This window comes from Tepidiforma sp., from assembly GCF_034432735.1.
Classification (GTDB): Bacteria; Chloroflexota; Dehalococcoidia; order Tepidiformales; family Tepidiformaceae; genus Tepidiforma.
This window is the reverse complement of the sequence record NZ_DAOUBJ010000120.1, coordinates 22,146-44,338: the sequence shown is the minus strand read 5'-3', so window position 1 is coordinate 44,338 and position 22,193 is coordinate 22,146. Positions and strand designations below refer to the sequence as shown.

Here is a 22,193-nt window from a genome sequence, read left to right as displayed (position 1 = left end):
GCGGTGACGACCTGGTCGCAGTACTTGAAATCGGGGCCGAGGTTACGGTCGGTTGCGGGGGTCTGGAATTCGCGTTGTGCGACGTTGGGGGGTTGGAGGTCGGCGAAGCCCTTGCCGATGTCGGGGACGCCGCGGGCGGCGAGGGCTTCGTGGTAGTAGCCCATCCAGTTTTTCCAGAGGCGGACGGTGGTGTTGGCAGCGGCGAACTGGCGGTCGTTGACGAGTTCGTTGGTGGCGTTGCCGACCCAGACCGCGGTGGCGGCGTGGCGACTGTAGCCAGTCATCCACGTTTCGAGGGTTTCGGCGGCGGAGCCGGGGCCCTGCTGGGTTCCGGTCTTGACACCTGAAGGGATGCGTTGGCCGTTGGCGAAGAAGTCGAGGCCGAGGTCGTTGTTGCTGCCACCGCAAACCCAGATGATGAAGCGGGCGGTGCAATCGGACATGATGCTGTGGAGGAGCCAGACGGAGCCGGCGTTGACGACCTGGCGCGTCTCTGGTTCGCCCTGGCGGAAGATGACTCGACCCTCTTTGTCGCGCACTTCGAGGATGACCACCGGGTCGAGTTCGCGGGTGCCCTGAATCCGGAGATACCCTTTTTGGAAGAGGAGTTTCTGTTCGAGGGCGAGTTCGTAATCGGCGCCGGTATCGAGGGCCGTGCTCTTGAGATCGCTCACTTTGACGTATTTGGCAAGTGTGGGGACGCCGACCATTTTCCCCATGTTGGCGATGGTGGCGTCCATGTAGGCCATGTCGATGGCGCGGATGTTGGCTCCGCCGGTGGCGATGGATGCGCCGTAGGTGACATCCGGATGGGAACGGAATGTTGGGTCGAACCGTTGTTCGAGGGTCGTGATGCCGAGGGCTTTGGCCATGGCGATGACGTTGTCGATGCCGGCTTCTTGTGCGGCGCGGAAGGCAGGGACGTTTTGGGAACCGCCGAGTGCGGCGCGGGCCGAGATGAGCCCTTCGGTTTTGTCTGCATCGCGGCGAGGGTTTTCGATTGCGGTTCCTTCGACGGTGAGGGGGCTGGTATCCCAGAAGATGCTCATGGGAGCCTTGGTGAGCACGTCGAACCAGGTGAGGTAGACGGCGGGCTTGAAGGACGAGCCGGGCTGGTTGATCTCGTTGAGTTGGTCGATATCGCCGGCGACGCGGCGATCGGAGCGGTATGAGGGGTCACGATTGGGGGCGTAGACGATGACTTGGCCGGTGGATGGTTCGATAGTGACGATGGCAGCGTTGTAGCATTCGCACCCGGCTTCGAGGCCAGCGGCGATGAATCCGCGAGCCATTTCCATGGCTTTCTCGGTGAGTTGCCAGTCGAGCGTGGCGGTGACTTTGTAGCCGGCCATGTGGACGCTGGACTTGCAATCGGGCGCGGCAGGGAGCTTTTCGAGGATTCCCGCCTCGCACATGCGGACGAGGCGGGGTTCGACCTGGTTATCGACGAAGGCCTCGGCGCGCTGCGGGTTGGAGCCGAGGTAGACGCGGATCTCCTCGGATTTGGCAGCGGCTGCTTGCTCGGGGGTGATGCGGCCGTGCCGGACCATGAGGTCGATGACGGCTTCCTGTCGTTCTTTGGCTTCACCGCCAACGGTGCCTCTGCCGAGCTCGTCGACGATGCATTCGCCGCTATCGTTCTTGATGCAGTTGAGTCGGGGGTGGTAGGTGGTGGGAGCCTGGGGGATGCCGGCGAGGAGGGCGGCTTCGGCAAGGGTCAGGTCTTTGGCGGGCTTGCGGAAGTAGCCTTGGGCGGCTGCTTCGACGCCGATGTAGCGATCGGCGTAGCTGATCTGGTTGAGGTACCAGGTGAGGATTTGTTCTTTGGTGTAGTCGCGCTCGAGCTCGATGGCGTAGGCGATCTCGCGGAGCTTGCGGTCGAGGGTTCGTTCGGCCGTCACGCAGGCGTTTCGCGTGTCGCCGTCCTCGGAGACGGCAGGGCAGATGTAGACGTTCTTGATGAGCTGCTGGGTGATGGAGGAGCCGCCTGTGCCGGAGCCGAACTCGTTGAGGATGTAGTTTTCGTAGGCGGCACGGATGAGGCCTTTGAGGTTGACACCTGGGTGCGACCAGAAGGAGTTGTCCTCGGTGGAGATGGTGGCCTCGATCATCCAGGGCGAGATCTGGTCAAGGGTCACTGGGTCGAGGAGCTGGGCATTGGGGTTGGAGAGGGTAGCGAGGAGGACGCCACCTTCGGGACCGTTGCGGTCGTAAATCTCGGTGGGAATGGACGAGACTTCGAGGAGTTTTTGCTCGATGGGGACGTAGTCGCGAGCGTAGGAGTTGTACACGGTGAAGAGTGCGCCGAAGGCGGCTGCCGCGCCGATAGCGCCGAGCCCGACGAGGGCGAGGAGGGCGATGAGCAGGGGGCGTGCGCGGTTGCTTCCGTTGCGGCGCCGCTCGCGGAGGCGACGACGGACGACGATGTTGTTCATGGGCGGGCACCCCCTGCGCGCCCGGGGCGGATGCGTGGCATCGGGGTTGAGGGTAGCAGAAGGCGGCTACAGGCAGTATGGCGGCAGGTAAGGCCGGCTTCCCCTATTCTTGACGGCATGGCGCTGACTCGTGAAGAGGTGTTGCATATCGCTCGGCTGGCCCGGATCGCGCTGAACGCGGACGAGGTGGAGCGGTTCCGGGCTCAGCTTTCGACCATCCTGGACCATTTCGAAGCGCTCGCTGCGGTGGACACGGAAGGCATCGAACCGACGGCCCACCCGCTTCCGTTGGCGAATGTGATGCGTGAGGACGTTGTCGAGCCTTCGCTTCCGCGTGACGAGGTGCTTGCGAATGCGCCCGTTGTGGAGGATGGGTATTTCCGGGTGCGGGCGGTACTGGAATGAGCGAGCTATGGAGGCTGACGGCGCACGAGGCGCACGAGGGGCTGCGTCGCCGGGAGTTTACGAGCGTCGAGCTGACGGAGGCAGTCCTCGAGCGGGTGGCCGAGGTCGAGCCGATGGTGAACGCGTACATCACGCTGACGGCGGAGCTCGCGCTGGAGCAGGCGCGCGAGGCGGATGCGAAGCTCGCGGCGGGTGCGGCGACGCCACTGACGGGCATTCCGGTCGGTGTGAAGGATTTGATTGTCACGAAGGGTGTCCGGACGACGGCGGGGTCGAGGATGCTGGAGAACTTCATCCCACCGTATGACAGCCATGTGTACGAGAACTTACGGCGCGCGGGTGCGGTGATGGTAGGGAAGTGCAACATGGACGAGTTCGCGATGGGATCTTCGACGGAGCATTCGGCTTTCGGTCCGACGCGGAATCCTTGGAATCTGGAGCTGGTTCCTGGCGGCTCGTCGGGCGGGTCGGCGGCGGCGGTCGCTGCGGGGGAATGCTTGGTTTCGCTGGGGAGCGACACTGGCGGCTCGATTCGGCAGCCGGCTGCGCTCTGTGGGCAGGTTGGGCTCGACCCGACGTATGGGCGCGTGAGCCGCTACGGCATTGTCGCGTTCGGGAGCTCGCTCGATCAGGTGGGACCGATCGGACGGGACGTCGAGGATGTGGCGACGATGCTGGATTGCATCGGTGGGCACGATCCGCGCGATAGCACGACGAATCCGGAGCCGATGCCCGATCTGCGCCACTATCTGGGGAGGGACATCCGGGGGATGCGGATTGGGGTGCCGAAGGAATACTTCGTCAGCGGGATGGAGCCCGGGGTTGCGGCGCGAATCGAGGAGGCGCTGGCGGTGCTGGCGTCGTTGGGAGCGGAGATCGATAGGGAGGTGTCGCTGCCAAGCACGGAGCATGCGCTGGCGGTGTATTACATCATCGCTCCGAGCGAGGCTTCGGCGAACCTGGCGCGATACGACGGTGTGAAGTATGGGTTCAGCGACCGCTCGGCCCCTTCGATGTGGGAGAACATGGAGCAAACTCGGGCGAAGGGCTTCGGGAACGAGGTGAAGCGCCGCATCATGCTGGGGACGTATGCGCTGAGCGCGGGCTATTACGACGCTTATTATCTGAAGGCGCAGAAGGTGCGGACGCTGATCAGTCGGGAGTTCGCGGCTGCGTTCGAGCGGTACGATGTGCTGATTACGCCGACGTCGCCGACGGTGGCGTTTCCTATCGGCGCGAAGGTCGACGATCCGTTCGCGATGTACTTGAACGATATTTATACGCTGCCTGCGTCGGTGGCGGGGCTGCCGGCGGTGAGCGTGCCGTGCGGTTTTAGCGATGGGTTGCCGGTCGGGATGCAGATTATCGGGAACTTTTTCGACGAGGGGCGGATTCTGCAGGTAGCCCATGCGTACGAGCAGGCGAGCGGATTTCGCAACCTGCTCGCGCCTGTCGGGGGGAGCTGACGCGGACGGTGCCGGCGGGCATCGTCGGCCGGCAGGTTAGGTGCCGGGGACGATGATGCGCGCGATTGGTTTGGCGTTCGTTTTGGGCCTTGCCGTCGTGTGGTGGGATCCGGCAGGGCTACGCTGGGCTGGTGCGGCCGGGGCATCGGTGGGGGCGGTGCTGGTTCTCTTTCGGTTCGCGACGGCGGCGCGGCGGCGGGCCGCGCGAAGGACCCTGGAGGGGTTGCGGGCGATGGCACCGGAGGCGTTCGAGGCGGAGGTGGCGGTTTGGCTCCGGCGAGACGGCTGGCGCGTGGAGCGCACAGGGGGACCGCGAGACGGCGGGGTCGACCTGGTTGCGAGGCGGGGGCGCGAAACGGCGTTCGTGCAGTGCAAGCGGTTGGGGGAGGGCGGGACGGTCGGTGCGTCGACGGTCCGTGACCTTTACGGGGCGGCGGTGGCCGGGGGTGCGACGTTGGCGGTGCTCGTTACGACGGGCCGCGTTTCTCCGGCCGCGCGGGAGTGGGCTGGGGGGCTCGCTGGTACGCCTCGGATGGTGGTAGTCGATGCGAGCCTTGTGACCGATGTCGCCGGTGGTCGGCCGCTGCTCGGATGAGCGGGCTCAGAGTGTCGGCGCCTTCCGGTGCCAGTCGGTCGCACATTCATAGGCGAAGGCGGCACGCAGGAGTGTCGCTTCGTCGAAGGGGCGAGCTGCGAGCTGGAGGCCGATGGGCAGGCCCTCGCTGCTGAATCCGCACGGGATGCTGATGGCGGGTATGCCTCCGATGTTGAACGGCATGGTGAGCGAGGCGAAGGCTGCGCCGGTGCTGAGCTGGACGCCTTCGACTTCGACGGGGTCTTCGCCGATGAGGGAGGCGGGGCGCATGGTGGTCGGTGTGACGAGCAGGTCGACTTGGGCGAGGGTGTGGCGGAGGGCCTCGGCGACGCGGTAGCTGGCGAGGTAGGCGGCCGAGAGATCGAGGGGTTCGGGGAGTGGCTGGAGGAGGATGTTGCGCAGTTCTTCGCTGTAGGCTTCGGGGTTTTTTTCGAGGTAGGGCGCGTGGTGGAGCCGGCCTTCGACGTTGACGAGGCGCCAGGCGGAGACCACGTCTTCGCGGGTGAAGCCGGGATCGATGTCTTCGACGATGGCGCCGAGGCTGCGGAGCACCTCGAGGGCTTCTTCGACGGCCACGATGACCTCAGGGTCGAGCAGGCTGAAGAATTGGTCGCGGGGGACGCCGATCCGAAGCCCTCTGATGTCGGGAATGAGCGCTTGGCGGTGGTCGACCTGGGGAAGGGGAACGGTGGCGAAATCGGCAGGGTCGTAGCCGGAAATGATGTCGAGGACGATGGCGACGTCCTCGACGGTCCGGGCGAGTGGTCCTGCGTGGTCGAACCGCCATGACATGGGGACGATGCCTGCGCGGCTGACCCGGCCGTACGTCGGCTTCAGGCCGACGCAGCCACAGAGTGCGGCCGGGATGCGGATGCTGCCGCCGGTGTCGGTCCCGAGGGCGACGGGACAGAGGGATGCGGCGACTGCCGCCCCGGAACCGCCGCTGGAGCCGCCGGGGATGCGGTCGTGGCCCCACGGGTTGCGGGTGGGGCCGGTATGGGGGTTGTTGGTGGTCGTTCCCCAGGCGAATTCGTGGGTGTTGGTTTTCCCCAGCATGATGGCGCCGGCGTCGAGGAGGCGGCGGACCACGGTGGCGTCGCTGGATGGCACGCGGCCGCGGAGGACGGCGGAGCCGGCCGCGGTCTCGACGCCCGCGGTGTCGTAGAGGTCTTTGAAGGCGACTGGCACGCCGTGGAGGGGGCCGCGGTAGTGACCGGCGAGCAGCTCCTGTTCGGCGCGTGCGGCGTCCTGCAGGGCACGCTCGGCGGTGACGAGGACGAAAGCGTTGAGGCGGGGATTGAGCCGTTCGATTCGTTCGAGGCAGGCGCGGGTGAGCTCGTGGGGCGAAAGGTCGCGGCGAGCGATGGCACGGGAGGCTTCGGCGAGGGTGAGGGCGGTGGGGTCGGTCACGGTCGGCTCCGGCGGTTGCGATGGGACGACGTCAGTGTTCGAGGAATCCGCGCCGCGCGAGCCAGGCGAGGGCACCGGCGACGGCAACGCGGGCGGTGGCGAAGGATACTCCGGCGGCCCGGATGGCGTCATCCTGGTTGCTGGGCGCAAGGACGTTGACGACGAGTTCGGCAAGGTCGTCGAGAGTGCGGCTGCCGTCGAGGTACGGCAGGAGGGCGAGCGGCAGCGGCGGGACGTCGTGGACGGCGTGGGTGAGCGCGACGGGCATGGTGTCGTCGCGGAGGGCCTGGTCGCGGGCCATGGCGAAGGCGCGGGGACGTGGGCCTGGCGTGGATGGGATGGGGACGGGTTCGGCCTCGAGTTGGAGACCGCCCTGAAGGAAGAGGCGCAGAAGGCGGGGCGCGGTATCGGCCCAGAATTGGTCGGGGCCGACGAGCTCGGCGAGCTCGTCGACGGGCACTGCTGCTGGACGGCGCTCTGCGAGGCGGTGTAGCGCGGTGAGCAGGTCGCGGTGGCGGATGGCGAGGAGGCCGCCGGGGTGAAGGAGTTTGGGAAGGACCGGGTCGTAGCGGTCTTCTCCGGGGCCGATGAAGTCGCCGAGGAGGCGGAGTGCGAGGCCGTGGAGGCGCCGGGGCGATGGCGGGCGGCCGAGGTCCCGGTCGATGTGGCAGAGGAGGGACTCTCGAAAGGTTCGACCGTGGACGAAGTCGAGGAGCTGTTCGCGCTCGACGGGGCCGGGCGCGAGGGCTTGGAATTCGGCGGCGACGTTTCTGGCGAGATCGGGGAGGGCCATGCGGAGGGGCCAGGCGTCACCGAGATACTGGAGCCCGTGGGTGCCTGCGTGGCGGACGAAGTCGGCGAGGTAGACCGGCGCGTTGGTTGGCTCGAGGTGTTCGTGGGCGAGGTAGTCGTCCGGACGCTCGGTGATGAATGCGAGTTCGCGGGCGAGCACTTGGGCGTAAAGGGGGCCGCCGGGGAGGCGGGCTTCGAGATCGAGCGCGGTGCGCACGACGATTTCGGCCATCGCGCGGGCGTGGGCGACGAGCTGTCCGGGCTGGGCCTGGAGTTGGCGTGTGGAGAAAACCATGAGTTCGCGGAGGGGCTGGCGGAGGTACCAGCCGGGGTAGCAGTTGTAGCTGACGAAGGCGATGCCGTTGGGTGCGAGGAGTTCGCGGCAGAGGCGGAGGAGGCGGTCGCGGACGGGTTCTTCGACCCAGGAGTAGACGCCGTGGGCGATGACGTAGTCGAAGGTGCCGAGATCTGGGCCGGCGTCCATGATGTCGAGGACTTCGAATCGAACGTTGGCGAGGCCGAGGCGGGCGGCCACGGCGCGCGCGAACTGGACTTGGCGGGGGGCGTTGTCGATGCCGAGACAGGTGGCACGAGGGAGGCTGGCGGCGATGGCGTTGAGGTTTTCGCCGACGGCCGAGCCGATTTCGAGGATGCGGGCGGTGGAGGGCGGTGGGGTCTCGATGCCGAAGAGGCGGCCGAGCGCAGCGAGGCGCCGAGGGTGAGACGCTTCGACGGCGGTGCCTTCGTAGGGGATGGCGTCGTAACTGATGACCGACACGTCGGCTTCCAGTGTAGGGCGGGGGAAAAACGGGGGGCGAGCGGCGGGGGATGGGGGGAAATCCTGGTATTGACGTTATGAACGGGAGCCGTGAGAGTTAGGGGCGATGGTTCCTTCGACCTCCCTCGCTGCGTTCCTGGCTGCTGCTGCGGCGGCTGCTGCGCGTGCGCGCCGGTGAGGGTGGCGGTCGGAGCCGTACGTCGAGTACTCCAGCAGGAAGGCCGCCCCCGGGGCGGCCTTTCCCGGTAGGAATGGCTGGCGGGGGCAAACGAGGAGCAGCACGATGACCGCTGACACGACGACCCCATCTTCGCCGGCACGTTACATTTCGCGACGGGTGCAGGCGGTTCCGCCAAGCGGTATCCGACGGTTTTTCGACCTCCTGAGCACGATCGAGGATGTGATTTCGCTCGGTGTCGGGGAGCCGGACTATGTGACGCCGGAACCGTTCCGACGGGCGGCGATCGCGAGCATCGAACGGGGCGACACGCATTACACGTCGAACTATGGCCTTATCGAGCTGAGGGAGCGATTGGCCGCTCACCTGGAGCGGCTCTATGGCGTGCGGTACGACCCGCGGGCGGAGATCGTGATTACGTGCGGGTCGAGCGAGGGGCTGGACATTGCGATGCGGGCGTTGGTCGACCCGGGGGATGGGGTGTTGTGCGCCGACCCAAGTTATGTTGCGTACATGCCGGTGACGGTGATGGCGGGCGGGGTGTTCCAACCGGTACCGACGCGGTCGGAGGATGATTTTCGGCTGCTCCCGGCGGACCTGGAGGGGGAGATTACGGCGGCATCGCGGGTGCTGCTGCTGGGGTTTCCGGCGAATCCCACTGGTGCGACGATGTCGCGGGGGGACCTGGAGGCGATCGCGGAGGTGGTGGAGCGGTACGACTTAGCGGTGATCAGTGACGAACTCTACGACCGGATGACGTACGAAGGGGAGCACACGTGCTTTGCCTCGTTGCCGGGGATGCGCGAGCGGACGGTGCTCCTCGGGGGATTCAGCAAGGCTTACGCGATGACTGGCTGGCGGCTGGGGTGGGTTGCGGCGCCGGCGCCGATGGCCGAGGCGATGATGAAGGTCCATCAGTACGTGATGATGTCGGCGCCGACGGCATCGCAGTTCGCGGCGCTCGCGGCGCTGGAGGAGGGGGAGGCATTCGTTGCGGAGATGGTGACGGAGTACAACCGTCGGCGGCGGCTGATCGTGGACGGGTTCCGCGCGGTGGGGCTTCCGACGTTCGAGCCACGGGGTGCGTTTTACGCGTTCCCGGACATTCGGGTGACGGGAATGACGAGCCTGGAGTTCAGCGAGCTGCTGCTCGCGGAGGAACGGGTGGCGGTGGTACCGGGCAGTGCCTTCGGTGCCTGCGGCGAGGGGCACGTCCGGGCCTGCTACGCGAGCAGTTACGAGCAAATCGAACGTGCGCTGGAGCGGGTTGGGCGGTTCGTGCAGCGGCATCGGAGCGGTTGAGCGGAGGGCTCGACGCCAAGGTTGCGGAGATAGCGAACGCCTCCTGAACTACTTGGGCAGGATAGGGTTGGCCGATGGTAGGATGCGGCGCCATCGATAGGTCGACAGGAGGAGGCCATGACAATCGAGATGCCCGGCATACGGGTTTGGTTGGGCGTGGTGCTGGGTGGTGTGGCGCTGGCGGCGATGGCCTGCGGCGGCGGGGGGAACGGTACTTCGGATGTGAAGCTGGAGAACGTCAATCCGAACGTGAATGCGACGGAGGCACCCGTCGAGCGACCGGTGCAGGAGATCAGGGTGACCGATCAGGGATGCGAGCCGGCGCAGGTGACCATCAAGGCGCGCACGCGGGTGGTTTGGAAGTGGGAGAATACGTCGAGTCCGATCGCTATCATGCTGGCCGGTGTTTCGTCGCCGGCGCAGACCAGCGGGGAGTACCAGCGGGACTTCGACCAGGCGGGCGTGAGCTACCCGTATCAGTGCGGCCCAGCGACCGGGCGGATCGTTGTCGAGTAGCTGGTAGCGGTCGGGCTCAGAGGCCGTAGAGCTCGGGGCGCGTTCGAACCCATTCGCCGACCATTTCGCCGATCATGATGCTTGTGAGGTTGGTGTTCGCGCGCGGGACTGTGGGCATGATGCTGGCGTCGGCGACGACGAGGCCCTCGACGCCGTAGGCACGGCCGTACTGGTCGACGACGGCGTGGGTGTCGGTGGGCGGGCCCATCGGTGCGGTGGAGCATGGGTGGTAACCGCTGGCGGCGAACCGGAGGAGGAGGCGGTCGAGGGCTTCTTCGCTCAGGGGGCGCGAGAGGTCGGGGAAGACGACGCGGTCGACGAGCCGTGCGAGGGGGCCGGTGGTGACGAAGGTGAGGGCATGGCGGAAGGAGACTGCGAGTCGGCGCCGATCTTCGGGGTCTTCGCAGAAGTGGTTCTCGATGGTTGGCGGGGTGTGCGGTTCGGCGGAGGGGAGGCGGAGGCGGCCCCGCCCGTTGACCTGTTCGAGGACGGCGGCGACGGCGATGGTTTCGAGGCGGCTTCCGCGGGGGGAAAACGAGAAGGCTTCGATCTGGAGGTCGTTGCGGTACGGGCTATCGGGAGCGGTATAGCGCAGGATCGTCTGGACGATTGGCTGGTCGGGGTCGAGGATGGAGGGGTCGCGGACGGTGGCAACGACGGCGAGCGCCGGATGATCGCTCAAGCGGGTACCGACGCCCTCGGCGGCGTGAATGGGTTCGACGCCGAGCCGGGTAAGCTCTTGGGCGGGGCCGATGCCCGAGCGGAGGAGGATCGCCGGTGAGTGAATCGCGCCGGCCGAGAGGATGGCCAGGCGGCACTGGTAGGTTTCGACCGAACCGTTACGTTCGACTTCGAGGCCGATGGCGCGGTTGCGCTGGAAGAGGATTCGGCGAACGAGGGTGTTGGGTTGGATGGTGAGGTTGGGGCGGGCGCGGGCCGGCGCAAGGTAGCCGATGGCTGTCGAGATCCGGAGGCGGCCGATTTTGTTCATGGGGTGGGGTCCGGCTCCCCAGCTGGATGGGTCGTTGGCATCGTCGCAGCGGGGGTAGCCGAGTTGGTCGGCGGTTTCGAGCCATGCCTGATGGACGGCCGTCAGTTCGTCCCATTGGTAGCGGCGGATGGTGATGGGTCCGGCGTTGCCGTGGTAGGGGCGGTCGCCGAAGTCGAGGTCCCGTTCGAGTCGGCGAAAGGCGGGGAGTACGCGGTCCCACGACCACTCGGGGTTGCCCGCGGCGGCCCAGGCGTCGTAGTCCTCGGGGAGGCCACGCAGGGCGATGGTGGTGTTGACGGCACTGGAGCCGCCGGTGACGCGGCCTCGGGGGAAGGGTGCGGAGCGTCCGGCGGCGGTGGGCTGGTAGGCGAGGCCCCAATCGTGGGCGGTGTAGGAGTTGTTATGGCTATTGAGGAGGTCGAAGGGGAGGTGGGCGAGGTCGGGGTAGTCGGGTCCGGCCTCGAGGAGGAGGACGGAGCGGCGTGGGTCTTCGCTTGCCCGGGCGGCGATGGCGGCGCCGGAGGACCCGGCGCCGACGATGACGATGTCGTACGGTTGGTTCATGGTGCTGCCTCCGCGGCGGGAGCGTAGCCGGTGGGGCGGTAGGACGCACGCGCGGGTTCCCGTACAATCCGGCCACACTACGTCGTTTCCGCGAGGCAGGCATGTCGTTCGATTCCGTACTTGCGCAGGTGCGCGCAGAGGGGCGCACGCTGCTGACCGAGGTCGAGGCGAAGTCGGTTCTAGAGGAGGCCGGGGTGCCGGTGGCGCCGACGCTCTTGGCCCGGACGCGTGAGGAGGCCCAGGCGCGTGCGGCTGAGGTTGGCTATCCGGTGGTGTTGAAGGTGGTTTCGCCGGACATTGCTCATAAATCCGATGTGGGCGGGGTGAGGCTGAACCTTCGGGATACGGAGGAGGTGGCCGCTGCGTTCGACGAGATCGTGGCCGATGCGCAACGGGCGGTGCCAGGGGCGCGGATCCTGGGGGTGGCGGTGCAGCACATGGCGCCGCAAGGGACGGAGGTGATCGTGGGGATGACGATGGACCCGCAATTCGGGCCGGTGATGATGTTCGGGCTGGGGGGCATCATGGTGGAGGTGCTGAAGGATGTGTCGTTCCGCCTGGTGCCGCTGGAGGAGAAAGACGCCCAGCAGATGATCGACGAAATCAAGGGGCGGCCGGTGCTCTCCGGGGTGCGCGGGCAGCCGCCTGCCGATATCGAGGCGCTGAAGCGGACGATCCTGAAGGTTTCGGAGTTCGTGGAGCGGCACCCGGAGGTGCGGGAACTGGATTTGAACCCGGTATTCGCCTACCCGGACGGTGCCCTTGCGGTGGATGCCCGGATCGTGGTGAGCGAGAACTGAGGCGCGGCGGAGCCGCCGGGAGGAGTGCGAGATGGCCGTTCCGGGTCACCGGCTGGACCGGATGTTCAACCCGAAGGTGGTGGCTGTGATCGGCGACAAGGGGCCCGGATACATGTGGCTCCACAACAATCTTCCGCTGACGGAGCGCGGCGGTCGGTTGTACTCGGTGCAGCTGGACGAGAAGGAGATTCCGGGTATCGAGGCGCTCGGGGTTCGGAATTTCAGGTCGGTGCTCGATATTCCAGAGCCGATCGATTACGCGCTGGTGGCGGTGCCGCGTCAGGTTTCGCCGTTCGTTTTGAAGGACCTGATCGCTGCGGGGGCGGGAGGGGCGGCGTTCTTTACGTCGGGGTTCGCGGAGACGGGTGAGGAGCTGGGGATCCGGCTCCAGGATCAGCTGGCGGCGATGGCGCGAGAGGGGGACTTCAACCTTGTTGGCCCGAACTGCATGGGCCTGTATCTGCCGAAGGCGGGGGTGCGCTTCAGCGCCGATGCCCCGGTGACCGATGTGGGCGAGATCGGATTTCTGAGTCAGTCGGGGACGCACGGAATTATGTTCAGTCTGGTGGCAGCGGCGAACGGGATGTTCGTGAGCAAGTGTGCCTCGATTGGCAATGCGATCGTGCTCGATGTCTCGGACTACTTGGAGTACCTGATGCTGGATGACGAGACGCGAGTGATCGGGATGTACGTGGAAGGTGTGAAGGACGGGCGACGCTTTTTCGAGACGCTGCGCGAAGCTTGCCGACGGAAGCCGGTGGTGGTCTGGAAGGGTGGCCAGACGGAGGCTGGTGCGCGAGCGACGATGTCGCATACGGGCTCGCTGGCGGCGCCGCAGGCGGTGTGGGACGGGATGATGCGCCAATGTGGCGCCATCACGACGAACAATCTCGACGAGACGATAGATGTGATGAAGATGCTCCTTCGGGCGCGGACGCCGGGCGGAGATGGGATGGCCTTGCTCGCGCAGACGGGTGGTCAGTCGGTTTCGATGACGGATGCGTTTGCGAAAGCGGGGCTTCGGGTACCGAGGTTCGCGGATGCGACGTACGCGGCTCTGGGGGAGTTTTTCAACATCGTGGGCGGGAGTTACCAAAACCCGCTCGACATGGCGGGAACGATTCAGGGGAACATGGAGACGCTGGATCGCATTCTGCGCATTGTCGATGGCGACCCGAACGTAGACGGGATGGCAATGGAGCTATCGGCGATGTTCGCTGCGCGACAGTGGAAGGCGAAGCCGGAGACGTTGGAGGCGACGATTCGGACCTTGGCGAACCACATCGAACGTTCGCAAAAGCCGTTGGTGGCGATTCTCCATCCGGCGCACGAGGCTGAATACGTTGCCAGTATCCAGGGAAAGTTCAACGAGGCGGGGGTACCGGTGTTCGCGAGCTTCGAACGGGCGGCTGCGGCGTATCGACGGGCGCTGGATTACGCGCGAGCGAACGGCTGAGCTATCCCTCGGCGGCACCACCGAGGTTGGTGAGGCTGCGCTCGGCTTCGTCGACGCTCTCGAGCCTGACGATGCCGCGCTTGAGGGCGTAGCGGATGAGGTCGGTTCGCGAGCGGGCTTTGAGTTTTTCCATGATGTGGGCCTTGTGGGCTTCGACGGTTTTGACGCTGACCACCAGTTCGTCGGCGATCTGTTGGTTCGTGCGTCCTTCGGCGATGAGTTGAAGTACTTCGCGCTCGCGGGGGGTGAGGTTTTCGAGCGAGCTCTTGGCTCCAGGCCGGCGAGCCTGTAGCTGGAGCTCGGCGATATCGAAACCGTCGGAGAGTGCTGCCGAGAAGTACTGGTTGCCGCGGTGGACGGTCTGGATGGCGAGAAGGAGCTCGGAGACGTCGGAGTTCTTGACGAGATAGCCTGCGGCGCCCGCTCGGATGGCGCCGACGATTTGTTCTTCGTCGACGAAGCCAGAGAGGATGACGACTTTGGTGGCGGAGGATGCCCGTTTGACTTGGCGTGTGGCTTCGATGCCATTGAGTCCGGGCATGACCACGTCCATGAGGACGACATCGGGTCGCAGGCGCTGGACGGCGAGGAGTGCTTCGCGGCCGTTTTCGCAGTCGGCGACGACTTCGATTTCGGCTTGGGTTTCGAGCAGCATGCGGAGGCCTTGCCTGATGACGGCATGGTCATCGACGACGAGCACGCGGATGGGCCGCGAACCGCCAGCGGGGCTCCCCCTCCCGAGCGAGCGGCTATTGCTCATGCAACGAACTCCCGCGAGGTGGAACCTACACCCCGCATGCAGAGCGCAAGTCTACGCTTCCGGCGCCGGGTGCCAAGAGGGGCTCGGAGCCTCAGCGTGGGCGCGCAGGACAGGCTGCGCAGCGGGCGTGGCGCTCGTCCGGGCGCTTTGGCGCGCAGCCGAAGAGTTCGAGCAGCCGGTGGAGTGTCCAAAGGGGGAGCCCCATGACGGCGCAGTAGCAGCCTTCGAGCCGCTCGACGGGCTGGACGTCGTCGTGTTGGATGGCGTATCCGCCGGCCTTGTCGAGCGTTCGGCCGGAGGCGGCGTAGGCCTCGAGGATTTCGTCGGCGAGGTTGGCCATGAGGACGGTGGAGACCTCGTGGTCGATGGCGGTGCCTTCGGGGCCGATCAGGGTGACGGCAGTGACGACCTGGTGAGCTCGGCCGCGCAGTTCGCGGAGCATGGCGATGGCTTCGGGGACGGTGGTGGGCTTGCCGTAGAGTTTGAGGCCGCGAAAGACGACGGTATCGCATCCGATGACGACGGCGGCCGGGTGGTGGCGAGCGACGGCCTCGGCCTTGGCATAGGCGAGTTGGCGCGCGCAATCGATGGCGTCGCCGGAGAGATCCTCTGGGATTTCGGCTGCTTCGACGTCGAATTCGGAGAGGAGGGCGTCGAGGAGCTCGCGGCGACGGGGGGAGGCGGAGGCGAGGACGACGCGGCGGGTCATTCTGCGGGCCACTCCAGCCGGCTGACGCATTCGATGTGCCCGGTTTGGGGGAACATGTCGAGGGGTGTGACGGCGGTGAGGCGGTACCCTCCATCGACGAGCACGCGGAGGTCGCGCGCGAGCGTTGCCGGGTTGCAGGAGACGTAGACGACGGTTCCGGGCCGGAACCGACAGATCGCGGCGAGCACGGGTGGGGCGCAGCCGGGCCGGGGCGGGTCGAGCACGACGGCGTCTGGGTAGTCCTCGAATGTGGGGAGGATTTCTTCGACTTTTCCGATGCGAATATGGGCGTTTCGGACCGAGCGGAGGTTGACCTTGGCATCGCGGGCGGCGCTGTTGGATTCTTCGATCGCGATGACGGAGTCGAAGCGGTCGGCGAAGATTCTGGCGAAGGTTCCGACGCCAGCGAAGGCATCGACGAGGAGGTGGCCGCGGGGCGGGAGGGCTTCGCCAACGAGGCGGACAAGCTCTTCGGCTTGGGCTGTGTTGACTTGGAAGAAGGCGGAGGCGCTGACGACGAAATCGTGGCCGGCGAGCCGCTCGAGGTAACTGGTTTGGCCTGTTGGGATATCGACTCCGGGGATTGCGGGGTTGACGAGGAACGAGCCGGTAGCTGCGGAGTGGCGCACCTGCACCTGGTGGAGTCCGGCGCCATGCCCTTGGAGCTTGGGGAGGAGATCGTTGACCCACGGGTCGGCGATGGGGCAGTTTTCGACTTGGAGGAGCCCGTGCCCACGTCGTGAGATGAAGCCGATATGGCCGAATTTTTTGCCGGTGGAGAATCGCAGGTGGTTGCGGTAAGCCCAAGGTTCCGTGGCTGGGACGATCGGGCGGACGACTCCAGGGTCGAGCCGCCCGATTCGTTCCAGCTGCTCTCGAACGACGGCTTCCTTCAGGCGGACTTGGGCTTCGTAGGCGATGTGCTGGAGCTGGCAACCGCCGCATTCGCCGAAGAGCGGGCAACGGGGGGCGATGCGTTCGGGGGAGGGTTCGAGGACGCGGGTGGTAACGGCCTCGAGGTAGTCGGGGTATTCGCGTTCGACGGTGGCTTCGACGAGCTCGCCTGGGATCGCGAACCAGAGGAAGGCGACCCGGCCATCGGGTGCGTGGGCGAGGGAGGCGCCGCCGAAGACGAGGCTCTCGGCGCGCAAGGTGAGCGTGATTGGCTCGGAGGGCGTTTTCCAGCGGTGACCGCGTCGGGGCATAGGTTTCAGGTTAGGGGTGTACTTCGCCACACGCGAGAGGCTGGCGATTAGCGGTTGGCGGGCGTATGCTTTTGGCTACCGTGGGCGGTTAGCTCAGATGGTTAGAGCGCTGCGTTGACATCGCAGAGGTCACTGGTTCGAATCCAGTATCGCCCACCATCCCACGCACTGAGTGTCTGACGGCCGGCGGTATGCCGGCCGCTTTGGTTGGGTGCGCAGAGCTGGGCTGCGGGGCGTGGAATGCGACCGGAAGGTAGAGGCTGAAGATTTGCAAGGGATGTGGGAGCGAGTGGTCGGGGCAGGCGTGCGCGTGCTCGACCCGCTCGCGGAGCGGTCGTGGGGGAAAAACGAATTCACCGTCGAGGACCTAGCGGGGAACTGGTTGACGTTCTGGAGTTCGGCGAGGGTAGGCTAATCGAGGGCTTCGGGCAGGGCGAGCTGAGCGAAGGCGAAGGCTGCTTCCCGTTGCGCTGCGCGCGTGGCTGCCCGCGCGAACGACGCGAGGCGGGGGCGGTCGGCGAGGGCGTCATCGCCGGCTTCGAGTAGCCGCCAGGCTTCGATCAGCACCTCGCGGAGGACCTGTTCGACGGCGCGGCCGGCAGGTACGAGGGAAGGGTCGAGCTGCCCGCGTGACGGTTCGAGTTCGCGGGCGAGGGTGTCGAGGCGGAATTCGATGGCGAGCGCACAGTCACGGATGGCTTCCCGGATGGCGCGGGGCTCTCGGGCGACTTCGAGGCGATGAACGGCACCGAGGAGTGAATCGACGAACCGGGGCTCGCTGGCTTCGAGCGCTTCCACGTCGGCACCTCCCGCGCTGTGCCTTGCTCGGCATGGCGCTGGGTGAATGGTAGCCGACGGTGTTCGGGTTGGTGGGCAAGCCAGGGGATGGGCTGGAAAACGTAACATGATTGGAACGAACGGAACGTCTGGGCGGCCCCGGCGTGGGGACGCTGCGGTGGAAGGGGGGTCGGCCGCAGGACGATAGACCGAATCGAGGGTGGCGGAAGCTAGCGAACGAGGCCTCGTTCGGTCAGCAAGCGCTTCATCGTGGTTCCGATGTCGGCGGGGGAGTCGGATACGACGGCGCCGGCGGCGCGCAGGGCTGCCTTTTTGTTCTCGGCTTTGCCGTCCTCTCCGGAGATGATGGCGCCGGCGTGCCCCATGCGGCGGCCTGGGGGTGCGGTCGCGCCGGCGATGAAGGCGACGACGGGTTTCTCGACGTGGGAGCGGATGTAGGCGGCTGCCTCCTGTTCGGCGGACCCGCCGATTTCGCCGACGAGGACGATGGCATCGGTATCGGGGTCTTCGTTGAGCATGCGAACGGCCTCGGCCTGGCGCGTGCCGATGATGGGGTCGCCGCCGACGCCGATGCAGGTGCTCTGACCGATGCCTTGGGCGGTGAGCTGGGCGACGACTTCGTAGACGAGGGTGCCGGACCGACTGACGACGCCGACCCGGCCAGGCATGAAGACGTCGCCGGGCATGATGCCGACGCGGGTTCTGGTGCCGGGGGTGATGACGCCGGGGCAGTTAGGGCCGATGAGGATGCTTCCGCTGGACTGGAGGGCCGCCTTGACGCGGACCATGTCGAGGACGGGGATGCCTTCGGTGATGCAGACGATGAGGGGAATCTTGGCAGCAGCTGCTTCGAGGATGGCATCGGCGGCGCCCGGGGCGGGGACAAAGATGATGCTGACGTTGGCGCCGGTTTCGCGGACGGCCTGGTCGACGGTGGTGAAGATAGGGACGCCATCCTGCTGCTCGCCGCCGCGCTTGGGATGGATGGCGGCGACGACGTTGGTGCCGTAGGCGATGGAGCGGCGCATGTGGTTGGCGCCTTCGGTGCCGATGCCTTGCACCAGGAGGCGGGTGTTCTGATCGACGAGCACTGCCATATGGCGAAATCCCGGGTGGCGCGATTTCCGTTTGCGGGCCCGGAGCGTTATTTCGACCGGGGCCGGCATGGGTTCGGATGCCCGGAGGGGAAGGATACCTGCTGGTAGGCCTAGGGGCGATCTGCGGGTGGTGACGGGATGTGGGCGATCGGCTGTGGCCGCTGTGCCTCCATGAGGCGGAGGAGCTTTTTCCACTCGGTGCCACGCAGCTGGCGGTAGACGGTGGGGAATCGGGCGCGGAGCTCTTGGGCCTGGGTGCGGTAACGTTCGGCGAGCATTCCCATGGCCATGAGGGTTTCGGGCGGCAGCCGGCGGCCGGCCGTTGAGGCGAGATCTTCGAGCATGTCGATGGCGACGTAGGCGTCTTGGTGGAGGCCGAGGAGGTCTTGGAGAGCGGTGACTCGGGCGCTGAACTCGAGTGCCGGTTTGCCGTAGAGGCCGTTTCCGACGAATTCGAGGGCGTAGCGCAGCTTTTTGGCCTCGATGCGGAGAAGGTGGTACGCCTCGGGCGGGGAGGATTTGCGGATGCGGTCGCCGAGTTTGCGGACTTTGCGGTAGCGCCGCTCGACGAGGTCGGGGGCGACGGCGAGGGCCGGGACGCGGCCGGCGGCGAATGACTTGGGTGGGCCGGTGTGGAGGACCGCGCCGAAGCGCGCGCAGAGGCGTTCGTAGCGGCGGGAATCGAGCACTTGGAGCATCCGCTTGCGCGCGGCCTTTCGGCGGCGGAGGAGGAGGGTCTCGATGCTATCGAGCACGTGGGCGCGTTCGGGAGGAAAGGCGGTGCGCCACTCGGCCATCCGTTCGAGCTGGACATCGAGGTCGCGGACTTCGCCGAGTGCACGGGCGACGAGGCCAAATTCGTCGCGGAAGGCGAGGGTGCGGGGGGAGAGGAAGGGGCGGAAGGTGGACATCGCTGCGCGGAGGCGGCGGGTTGCGACGCGCATGTCGTGGAGGGCTTCGATGTCCTCTCCGAGGCGGGTGCCAGGCTCGTTTTGGAGGAAGACGCGGAACTGGCGACGAAGGACGGCGAAAGCGACCTGCGCCGCGGTCATGGTGGTTTCGACGGTTTCGGGGCCGAACGAGGGGGGTTCGGGTGGGCGCTGGCCCGTGGCGACGAGGGCCGCTTCGAATTTGGATGTGGAGGCCGGCCCGAGGCTACAGGCGGCCACGAGGGCGTCGACGAAGGGGCGTGTGCGTTCGAGGGCCTCGGATTGGACTTCGACTTCGACGCGTGCGATGCGAACGGGTTCGTCGCCGGCGACTGGGATGGTGGTGTCGTCGAGGGCGATTTCGGCGAGCGTCCCGGCGCCATCGTCGAGGCGGAACCTCTGGCGGGTGGTGAGGAGGCGGAAGAGGGGGACGAGGGGGTGGCGTCCACAGAGGGCACGCAGGGCTTCTCCGGCTTCACCGGGCGCGGTGCGTGGGTCGGCGTCGGGCTCGGCGAGCTCGGCGGTGATTTCGCGGCGGGTACGGATGCCTTCGGAGGCTTCGGCCATCGACTTGAGGGTGAGCTCGGCGGTGGTGTTTTTCCTGCGCACGCGGCAGGTGTAGCCGGCGCGGTGAATGCGCCAGTCGGGTGTGTCGAGGTAGGTGTCGTCGAGTGTTTGGGTTCCTTCGGGTTCGACGGTGAAACCGGGCAGGGGTTGCGTTTGCAGCCACCTGAGGACGGGACGGGTATCGAGCGCTGCGAACTGCCACTCGATTTCGAGGTTCTTCGGGGTCACGCGGGTGATGATAGCGCCAGCGCGTGGCCGACGGGTGAACGACTCAGGCGCGGCGGATGGTGAGGCCGCCATCGACCGGCAGGGCTACGCCGGTGACAAAGGAGGCGGCGGGCATGGCGAGGGAGAGGGTGAGGTGGGCGACTTCCTCGGGCAGGCCGTAACGTCGAAGGGCGGTACGCTGACGGGCGTACCGTTCTTTGGCTTCTTCGGGGATGGCCTCGGTCATGGCGGTTCGTATCGGGCCGGGGCAGATGCAGTTGACGGTGATGCCTTCCTTCCCGAATTCGAGGGCCAAGGACCGGGTGAGGCCGACGACGCCATGTTTGGCGGCGGTGTAGGCGCTGTGGCCGGGGGTGGCGCCGAGACCTTCGGTGCTGGCGATGTTGACGATGCGCGGGCTTTCCGAGCGGCGGAGGTGGGGTAGGGCGGCGCGGATGGTGTAGGTCATGGCGGTGAGGTCGACGGCGAGGGTGCGGGCCCAGACCTCGTCGTAGTTGTCGGCCTCGAAGGGGACTGCGGCGGCGATGCCGGCGTTGTTGATGAGGATGTCGATGCCGCCGAACTGGACTACCACTTCGGCGATGAGCTGCTCGACGGCCGCTCGGTCGGCGACATCGCAGGCCCAGGCGCGGGCGTTGCCGCCAGCGGCGCGAATCTCGGCTGCGACGCTTTCGACCGGTTCGCGGTTGACGTCGACGGCGGCGACGGCGGCGCCTTCGTCGGCGAAGAGGATGGCGGTGGCGCGCCCCATTCCGCTGGCGGCGCCGGTGACGAGGGCGACCTTTCCGGCTACAGAGCGGCTGAGTCGAGAGAGACGGGGCATGTGGGATCCTCGTTGGGGGGTAGGGATGGAGAGGAGGTGTACGCTCCTGACCCGCGGGGTGCAAGGTGTTGCACGGCCGGGCGGGCGCCAGCATGCTACCGGGACAGAGTTCGCCCCTACAGGAGATGTTCGTTCCATGGTGATGGCTCTCGAAGGTATCAAGGTGCTGGACCTCTCCCGGCTGGCGCCGGGCCCCCATTGTTCGATGTTGCTGGCGGATTTCGGTGCCGAGGTGACGCTGGTGGAGGCAGTCCCGGGCGCGTCGGCGAAGTTGGGGACGACGGGGCTCCGGCGTAGCGAGGCGGCCGAGCGGGCGGCTGCGTTCAATGCGCTAGGCCGCGGGAAGCGTTCGATCGCACTGAACTTGAAGGAGGAGGAAGCGCGGAGGATTTTCTACCGGATGGTGGAGAACGCCGACGTGGTGATCGAGGGGTTCCGTCCGGGCGTGGTGAGGAGGCTGGGCGTGGACTACGAGACGCTCTCTGGTATCAATCCGCGGATTATCTGCTGTTCGATTTCTGGGTTCGGGCAGACGGGGCCGTACGCGAATCTTGTGGGGCACGATATCAATTACATTGCGATTGGCGGTGCGCTGGGGGTGACTGGGCGGCCGGGCCAGCCGCCGGCGATTCCGGTGAATCTGCTGGCGGACTTTGCGGGGGGCGGCCTGACGGCGGCCTTCGCGATCTGCCTGGCGATCATTGCGCGGGAGAAAACGGGCCGGGGCCAGAATATCGATGTGGGGATGAGCGACGGGGTGCTTTCGCTGATGACGAGCGCCTTTAGCCATTATTTTTCCACGGGGCAGCCGATCCGCCCGGGTGAGTATCTGCTCAATGGTGCGGCGCCGTTCTACAACACGTATCGATGCAGCGATGGTCGGTGGTTTTCGATCGGGAGCATCGAGCCGCACTTCTGGGAGAATCTCTGCCGGGTGCTGGGGACGGAGGATTTGCTGCCGCACCAGTTCGACCAGGCGCGATGGCCGGAGATGATCGAGCGGTTCGCGGGAATTTTTGCGACGAAGAGTGCGGACGAGTGGATGGAGGTGATGTCCCAGTACGACATCTGTGCGGCGCCGGTGCTGGAGATGGAGAACGTGGTTACGAACGAGCACAATTTGGCGCGGGGGATGGTGGTGGAGCTCGATTCGCCGGTTGGCAAGGTGAAGCAGATCGGGGTGGCGCCGAAGCTGAGCGATACGCCTGGGATGCCGCGTTTTACGGCGCCGCTCATTGGGCAACACACCGACGAGATTCTCGGCGGGCTGGGGTATACGGCCGAGCAGATTGGAGAGCTGCGGAGCCGCGGCGTGGTGGGCTGAGCGACGCCGGGGAGCCCAGACAGCGCGAGGAGGCGGCGCCTAGGCGCCGCCTCCTCGCGCTGTCT

At 66.5% G+C, this 22,193-nt stretch carries 19 protein-coding genes and 1 tRNA gene; 9 read left to right on the top strand and 11 right to left on the bottom strand.

From position 1 onward, the window contains the following. A partial coding sequence (locus VAE53_RS11040; protein WP_322819398.1) for a transglycosylase domain-containing protein occupies positions 1–2,435 on the bottom strand: 2,435 nt, incomplete at its 3' end. A 117-nt stretch (positions 2,436–2,552) separates the two neighbouring features. Between VAE53_RS11040 and gatC the strand changes: the two genes are divergently transcribed. The 3 genes from gatC to VAE53_RS11025 are packed head-to-tail and all read left to right on the top strand — an operon-like array spanning position 2,553 to position 4,901. Beyond that, positions 2,553–2,840 (top strand): Asp-tRNA(Asn)/Glu-tRNA(Gln) amidotransferase subunit GatC, encoded by a 288-nt coding sequence (gatC, locus tag VAE53_RS11035; protein ID WP_322819399.1) that lies wholly within the window; start codon positions 2,553–2,555, stop codon positions 2,838–2,840. Continuing rightward, positions 2,837–4,306 carry an Asp-tRNA(Asn)/Glu-tRNA(Gln) amidotransferase subunit GatA gene (gene gatA / locus VAE53_RS11030; protein ID WP_322819400.1) on the top strand — a complete coding sequence of 490 codons (1,470 nt, stop codon included), beginning with the start codon at positions 2,837–2,839 and terminating at the stop codon, positions 4,304–4,306. Before gatC ends, gatA begins: the two co-directional genes overlap by 4 nt. Before the next feature lie 52 nt (positions 4,307–4,358). Beyond that, positions 4,359–4,901, top strand: a complete 543-nt coding sequence (locus VAE53_RS11025; protein ID WP_322819401.1) for a restriction endonuclease — start codon at positions 4,359–4,361, stop codon at positions 4,899–4,901. 6 nt (positions 4,902–4,907) lie between these two features. On the opposite strand, the gene VAE53_RS11020 is transcribed toward VAE53_RS11025, so the two are convergent. Next, on the bottom strand, positions 4,908–6,311 hold the full coding sequence (locus VAE53_RS11020; RefSeq protein WP_322819402.1) for an amidase: 1,404 nt from the start codon (positions 6,309–6,311) through the stop codon (positions 4,908–4,910). Positions 6,312–6,342: 31 nt separating this feature from the next. Continuing rightward, complete coding sequence (locus VAE53_RS11015) at positions 6,343–7,881, bottom strand: class I SAM-dependent methyltransferase (protein WP_322819403.1); 1,539 nt, start codon at positions 7,879–7,881, stop codon at positions 6,343–6,345. 283 nt (positions 7,882–8,164) lie between these two features. Between VAE53_RS11015 and VAE53_RS11010 the strand changes: the two genes are divergently transcribed. Beyond that, entirely contained in the window at positions 8,165–9,361 is a 1,197-nt protein-coding gene (locus VAE53_RS11010; RefSeq protein WP_322819404.1) for an aminotransferase class I/II-fold pyridoxal phosphate-dependent enzyme, read from the top strand. A 117-nt stretch (positions 9,362–9,478) separates the two neighbouring features. After that, entirely contained in the window at positions 9,479–9,877 is a 399-nt protein-coding gene (locus VAE53_RS11005) for a hypothetical protein (protein ID WP_322819405.1), read from the top strand. Between the two features lie 16 nt (positions 9,878–9,893). Here VAE53_RS11005 and VAE53_RS11000 read toward each other — a convergent pair whose 3' ends face one another. Continuing rightward, positions 9,894–11,432 carry a GMC family oxidoreductase N-terminal domain-containing protein gene (locus VAE53_RS11000; protein WP_322819406.1) on the bottom strand — a complete coding sequence of 513 codons (1,539 nt, stop codon included), beginning with the start codon at positions 11,430–11,432 and terminating at the stop codon, positions 9,894–9,896. Between the two features lie 101 nt (positions 11,433–11,533). Between VAE53_RS11000 and VAE53_RS10995 the strand changes: the two genes are divergently transcribed. Further along, positions 11,534–12,232: an acetate--CoA ligase family protein gene (locus VAE53_RS10995; protein WP_322819407.1), complete on the top strand. Its 699-nt coding sequence runs from the start codon at positions 11,534–11,536 to the stop codon at positions 12,230–12,232. A 31-nt stretch (positions 12,233–12,263) separates the two neighbouring features. After that, a complete protein-coding gene (locus tag VAE53_RS10990) occupies positions 12,264–13,688 on the top strand; it encodes a CoA-binding protein (protein ID WP_322819408.1) in 1,425 nt (474 codons plus the stop codon). Between the two features lies 1 nt (position 13,689). On the opposite strand, the gene VAE53_RS10985 is transcribed toward VAE53_RS10990, so the two are convergent. From VAE53_RS10985 to VAE53_RS10975, 3 genes are all read right to left on the bottom strand, one after another. Then, positions 13,690–14,448, bottom strand: a complete 759-nt coding sequence (locus VAE53_RS10985; protein ID WP_322819409.1) for a response regulator transcription factor — start codon at positions 14,446–14,448, stop codon at positions 13,690–13,692. A 91-nt stretch (positions 14,449–14,539) separates the two neighbouring features. Continuing rightward, positions 14,540–15,157, bottom strand: a complete 618-nt coding sequence (locus tag VAE53_RS10980) for a Maf family protein (protein WP_322819410.1) — start codon at positions 15,155–15,157, stop codon at positions 14,540–14,542. After that, positions 15,154–16,362 (bottom strand): class I SAM-dependent RNA methyltransferase, encoded by a 1,209-nt coding sequence (locus VAE53_RS10975; protein ID WP_322819411.1) that lies wholly within the window; start codon positions 16,360–16,362, stop codon positions 15,154–15,156. Before VAE53_RS10975 ends, VAE53_RS10980 begins: the two co-directional genes overlap by 4 nt. A gap of 82 nt (positions 16,363–16,444) precedes the next feature. Between VAE53_RS10975 and VAE53_RS10970 the strand changes: the two genes are divergently transcribed. Further along, a tRNA-Val gene (locus VAE53_RS10970) sits at positions 16,445–16,521 on the top strand. 252 nt (positions 16,522–16,773) lie between these two features. Here VAE53_RS10970 and VAE53_RS10965 read toward each other — a convergent pair. From VAE53_RS10965 to VAE53_RS10950, 4 genes are all read right to left on the bottom strand, one after another. Beyond that, complete coding sequence (locus VAE53_RS10965; RefSeq protein ID WP_322819412.1) at positions 16,774–17,160, bottom strand: hypothetical protein; 387 nt, start codon at positions 17,158–17,160, stop codon at positions 16,774–16,776. 209 nt (positions 17,161–17,369) lie between these two features. After that, positions 17,370–18,257: a succinate--CoA ligase subunit alpha gene (sucD, locus tag VAE53_RS10960; protein WP_322819413.1), complete on the bottom strand. Its 888-nt coding sequence runs from the start codon at positions 18,255–18,257 to the stop codon at positions 17,370–17,372. A 110-nt stretch (positions 18,258–18,367) separates the two neighbouring features. Further along, positions 18,368–19,981 carry a CHAD domain-containing protein gene (locus tag VAE53_RS10955; RefSeq protein ID WP_322819414.1) on the bottom strand — a complete coding sequence of 538 codons (1,614 nt, stop codon included), beginning with the start codon at positions 19,979–19,981 and terminating at the stop codon, positions 18,368–18,370. Between the two features lie 43 nt (positions 19,982–20,024). Beyond that, entirely contained in the window at positions 20,025–20,804 is a 780-nt protein-coding gene (locus VAE53_RS10950) for an SDR family NAD(P)-dependent oxidoreductase (RefSeq protein WP_322819415.1), read from the bottom strand. Positions 20,805–20,940: 136 nt separating this feature from the next. Here VAE53_RS10950 and VAE53_RS10945 point away from each other — a divergent pair, with 136 nt between their 5' ends. Continuing rightward, complete coding sequence (locus VAE53_RS10945) at positions 20,941–22,128, top strand: CaiB/BaiF CoA-transferase family protein (protein ID WP_322819416.1); 1,188 nt, start codon at positions 20,941–20,943, stop codon at positions 22,126–22,128. Positions 22,129–22,193: the final 65 nt, after the last annotated feature.

Excerpts from the sequence above, each read along its gene's own strand:
- VAE53_RS10980 (WP_322819410.1), bottom strand. The coding sequence starts at position 15,157 with ATGACCCGCCGCGTCGTCCTCGCCTCCGCCTCCCCCCGTCGCCGCGAG.
- VAE53_RS11010 (WP_322819404.1), top strand. The coding sequence starts at position 8,165 with ATGACCGCTGACACGACGACCCCATCTTCGCCGGCACGTTACATTTCG.
- VAE53_RS10975 (WP_322819411.1), bottom strand. The coding sequence starts at position 16,362 with ATGCCCCGACGCGGTCACCGCTGGAAAACGCCCTCCGAGCCAATCACG.
- gatC (WP_322819399.1), top strand. The coding sequence starts at position 2,553 with ATGGCGCTGACTCGTGAAGAGGTGTTGCATATCGCTCGGCTGGCCCGG.
- VAE53_RS10985 (WP_322819409.1), bottom strand. The coding sequence starts at position 14,448 with ATGAGCAATAGCCGCTCGCTCGGGAGGGGGAGCCCCGCTGGCGGTTCG.
- VAE53_RS10995 (WP_322819407.1), top strand. The coding sequence starts at position 11,534 with ATGTCGTTCGATTCCGTACTTGCGCAGGTGCGCGCAGAGGGGCGCACG.
- VAE53_RS11000 (WP_322819406.1), bottom strand. The coding sequence starts at position 11,432 with ATGAACCAACCGTACGACATCGTCATCGTCGGCGCCGGGTCCTCCGGC.
- VAE53_RS10950 (WP_322819415.1), bottom strand. The coding sequence starts at position 20,804 with ATGCCCCGTCTCTCTCGACTCAGCCGCTCTGTAGCCGGAAAGGTCGCC.
- gatA (WP_322819400.1), top strand. The coding sequence starts at position 2,837 with ATGAGCGAGCTATGGAGGCTGACGGCGCACGAGGCGCACGAGGGGCTG.
- VAE53_RS10945 (WP_322819416.1), top strand. The coding sequence starts at position 20,941 with ATGGTGATGGCTCTCGAAGGTATCAAGGTGCTGGACCTCTCCCGGCTG.
- sucD (WP_322819413.1), bottom strand. The coding sequence starts at position 18,257 with ATGGCAGTGCTCGTCGATCAGAACACCCGCCTCCTGGTGCAAGGCATC.
- VAE53_RS11025 (WP_322819401.1), top strand. The coding sequence starts at position 4,359 with ATGATGCGCGCGATTGGTTTGGCGTTCGTTTTGGGCCTTGCCGTCGTG.
- VAE53_RS11005 (WP_322819405.1), top strand. The coding sequence starts at position 9,479 with ATGACAATCGAGATGCCCGGCATACGGGTTTGGTTGGGCGTGGTGCTG.
- VAE53_RS10990 (WP_322819408.1), top strand. The coding sequence starts at position 12,264 with ATGGCCGTTCCGGGTCACCGGCTGGACCGGATGTTCAACCCGAAGGTG.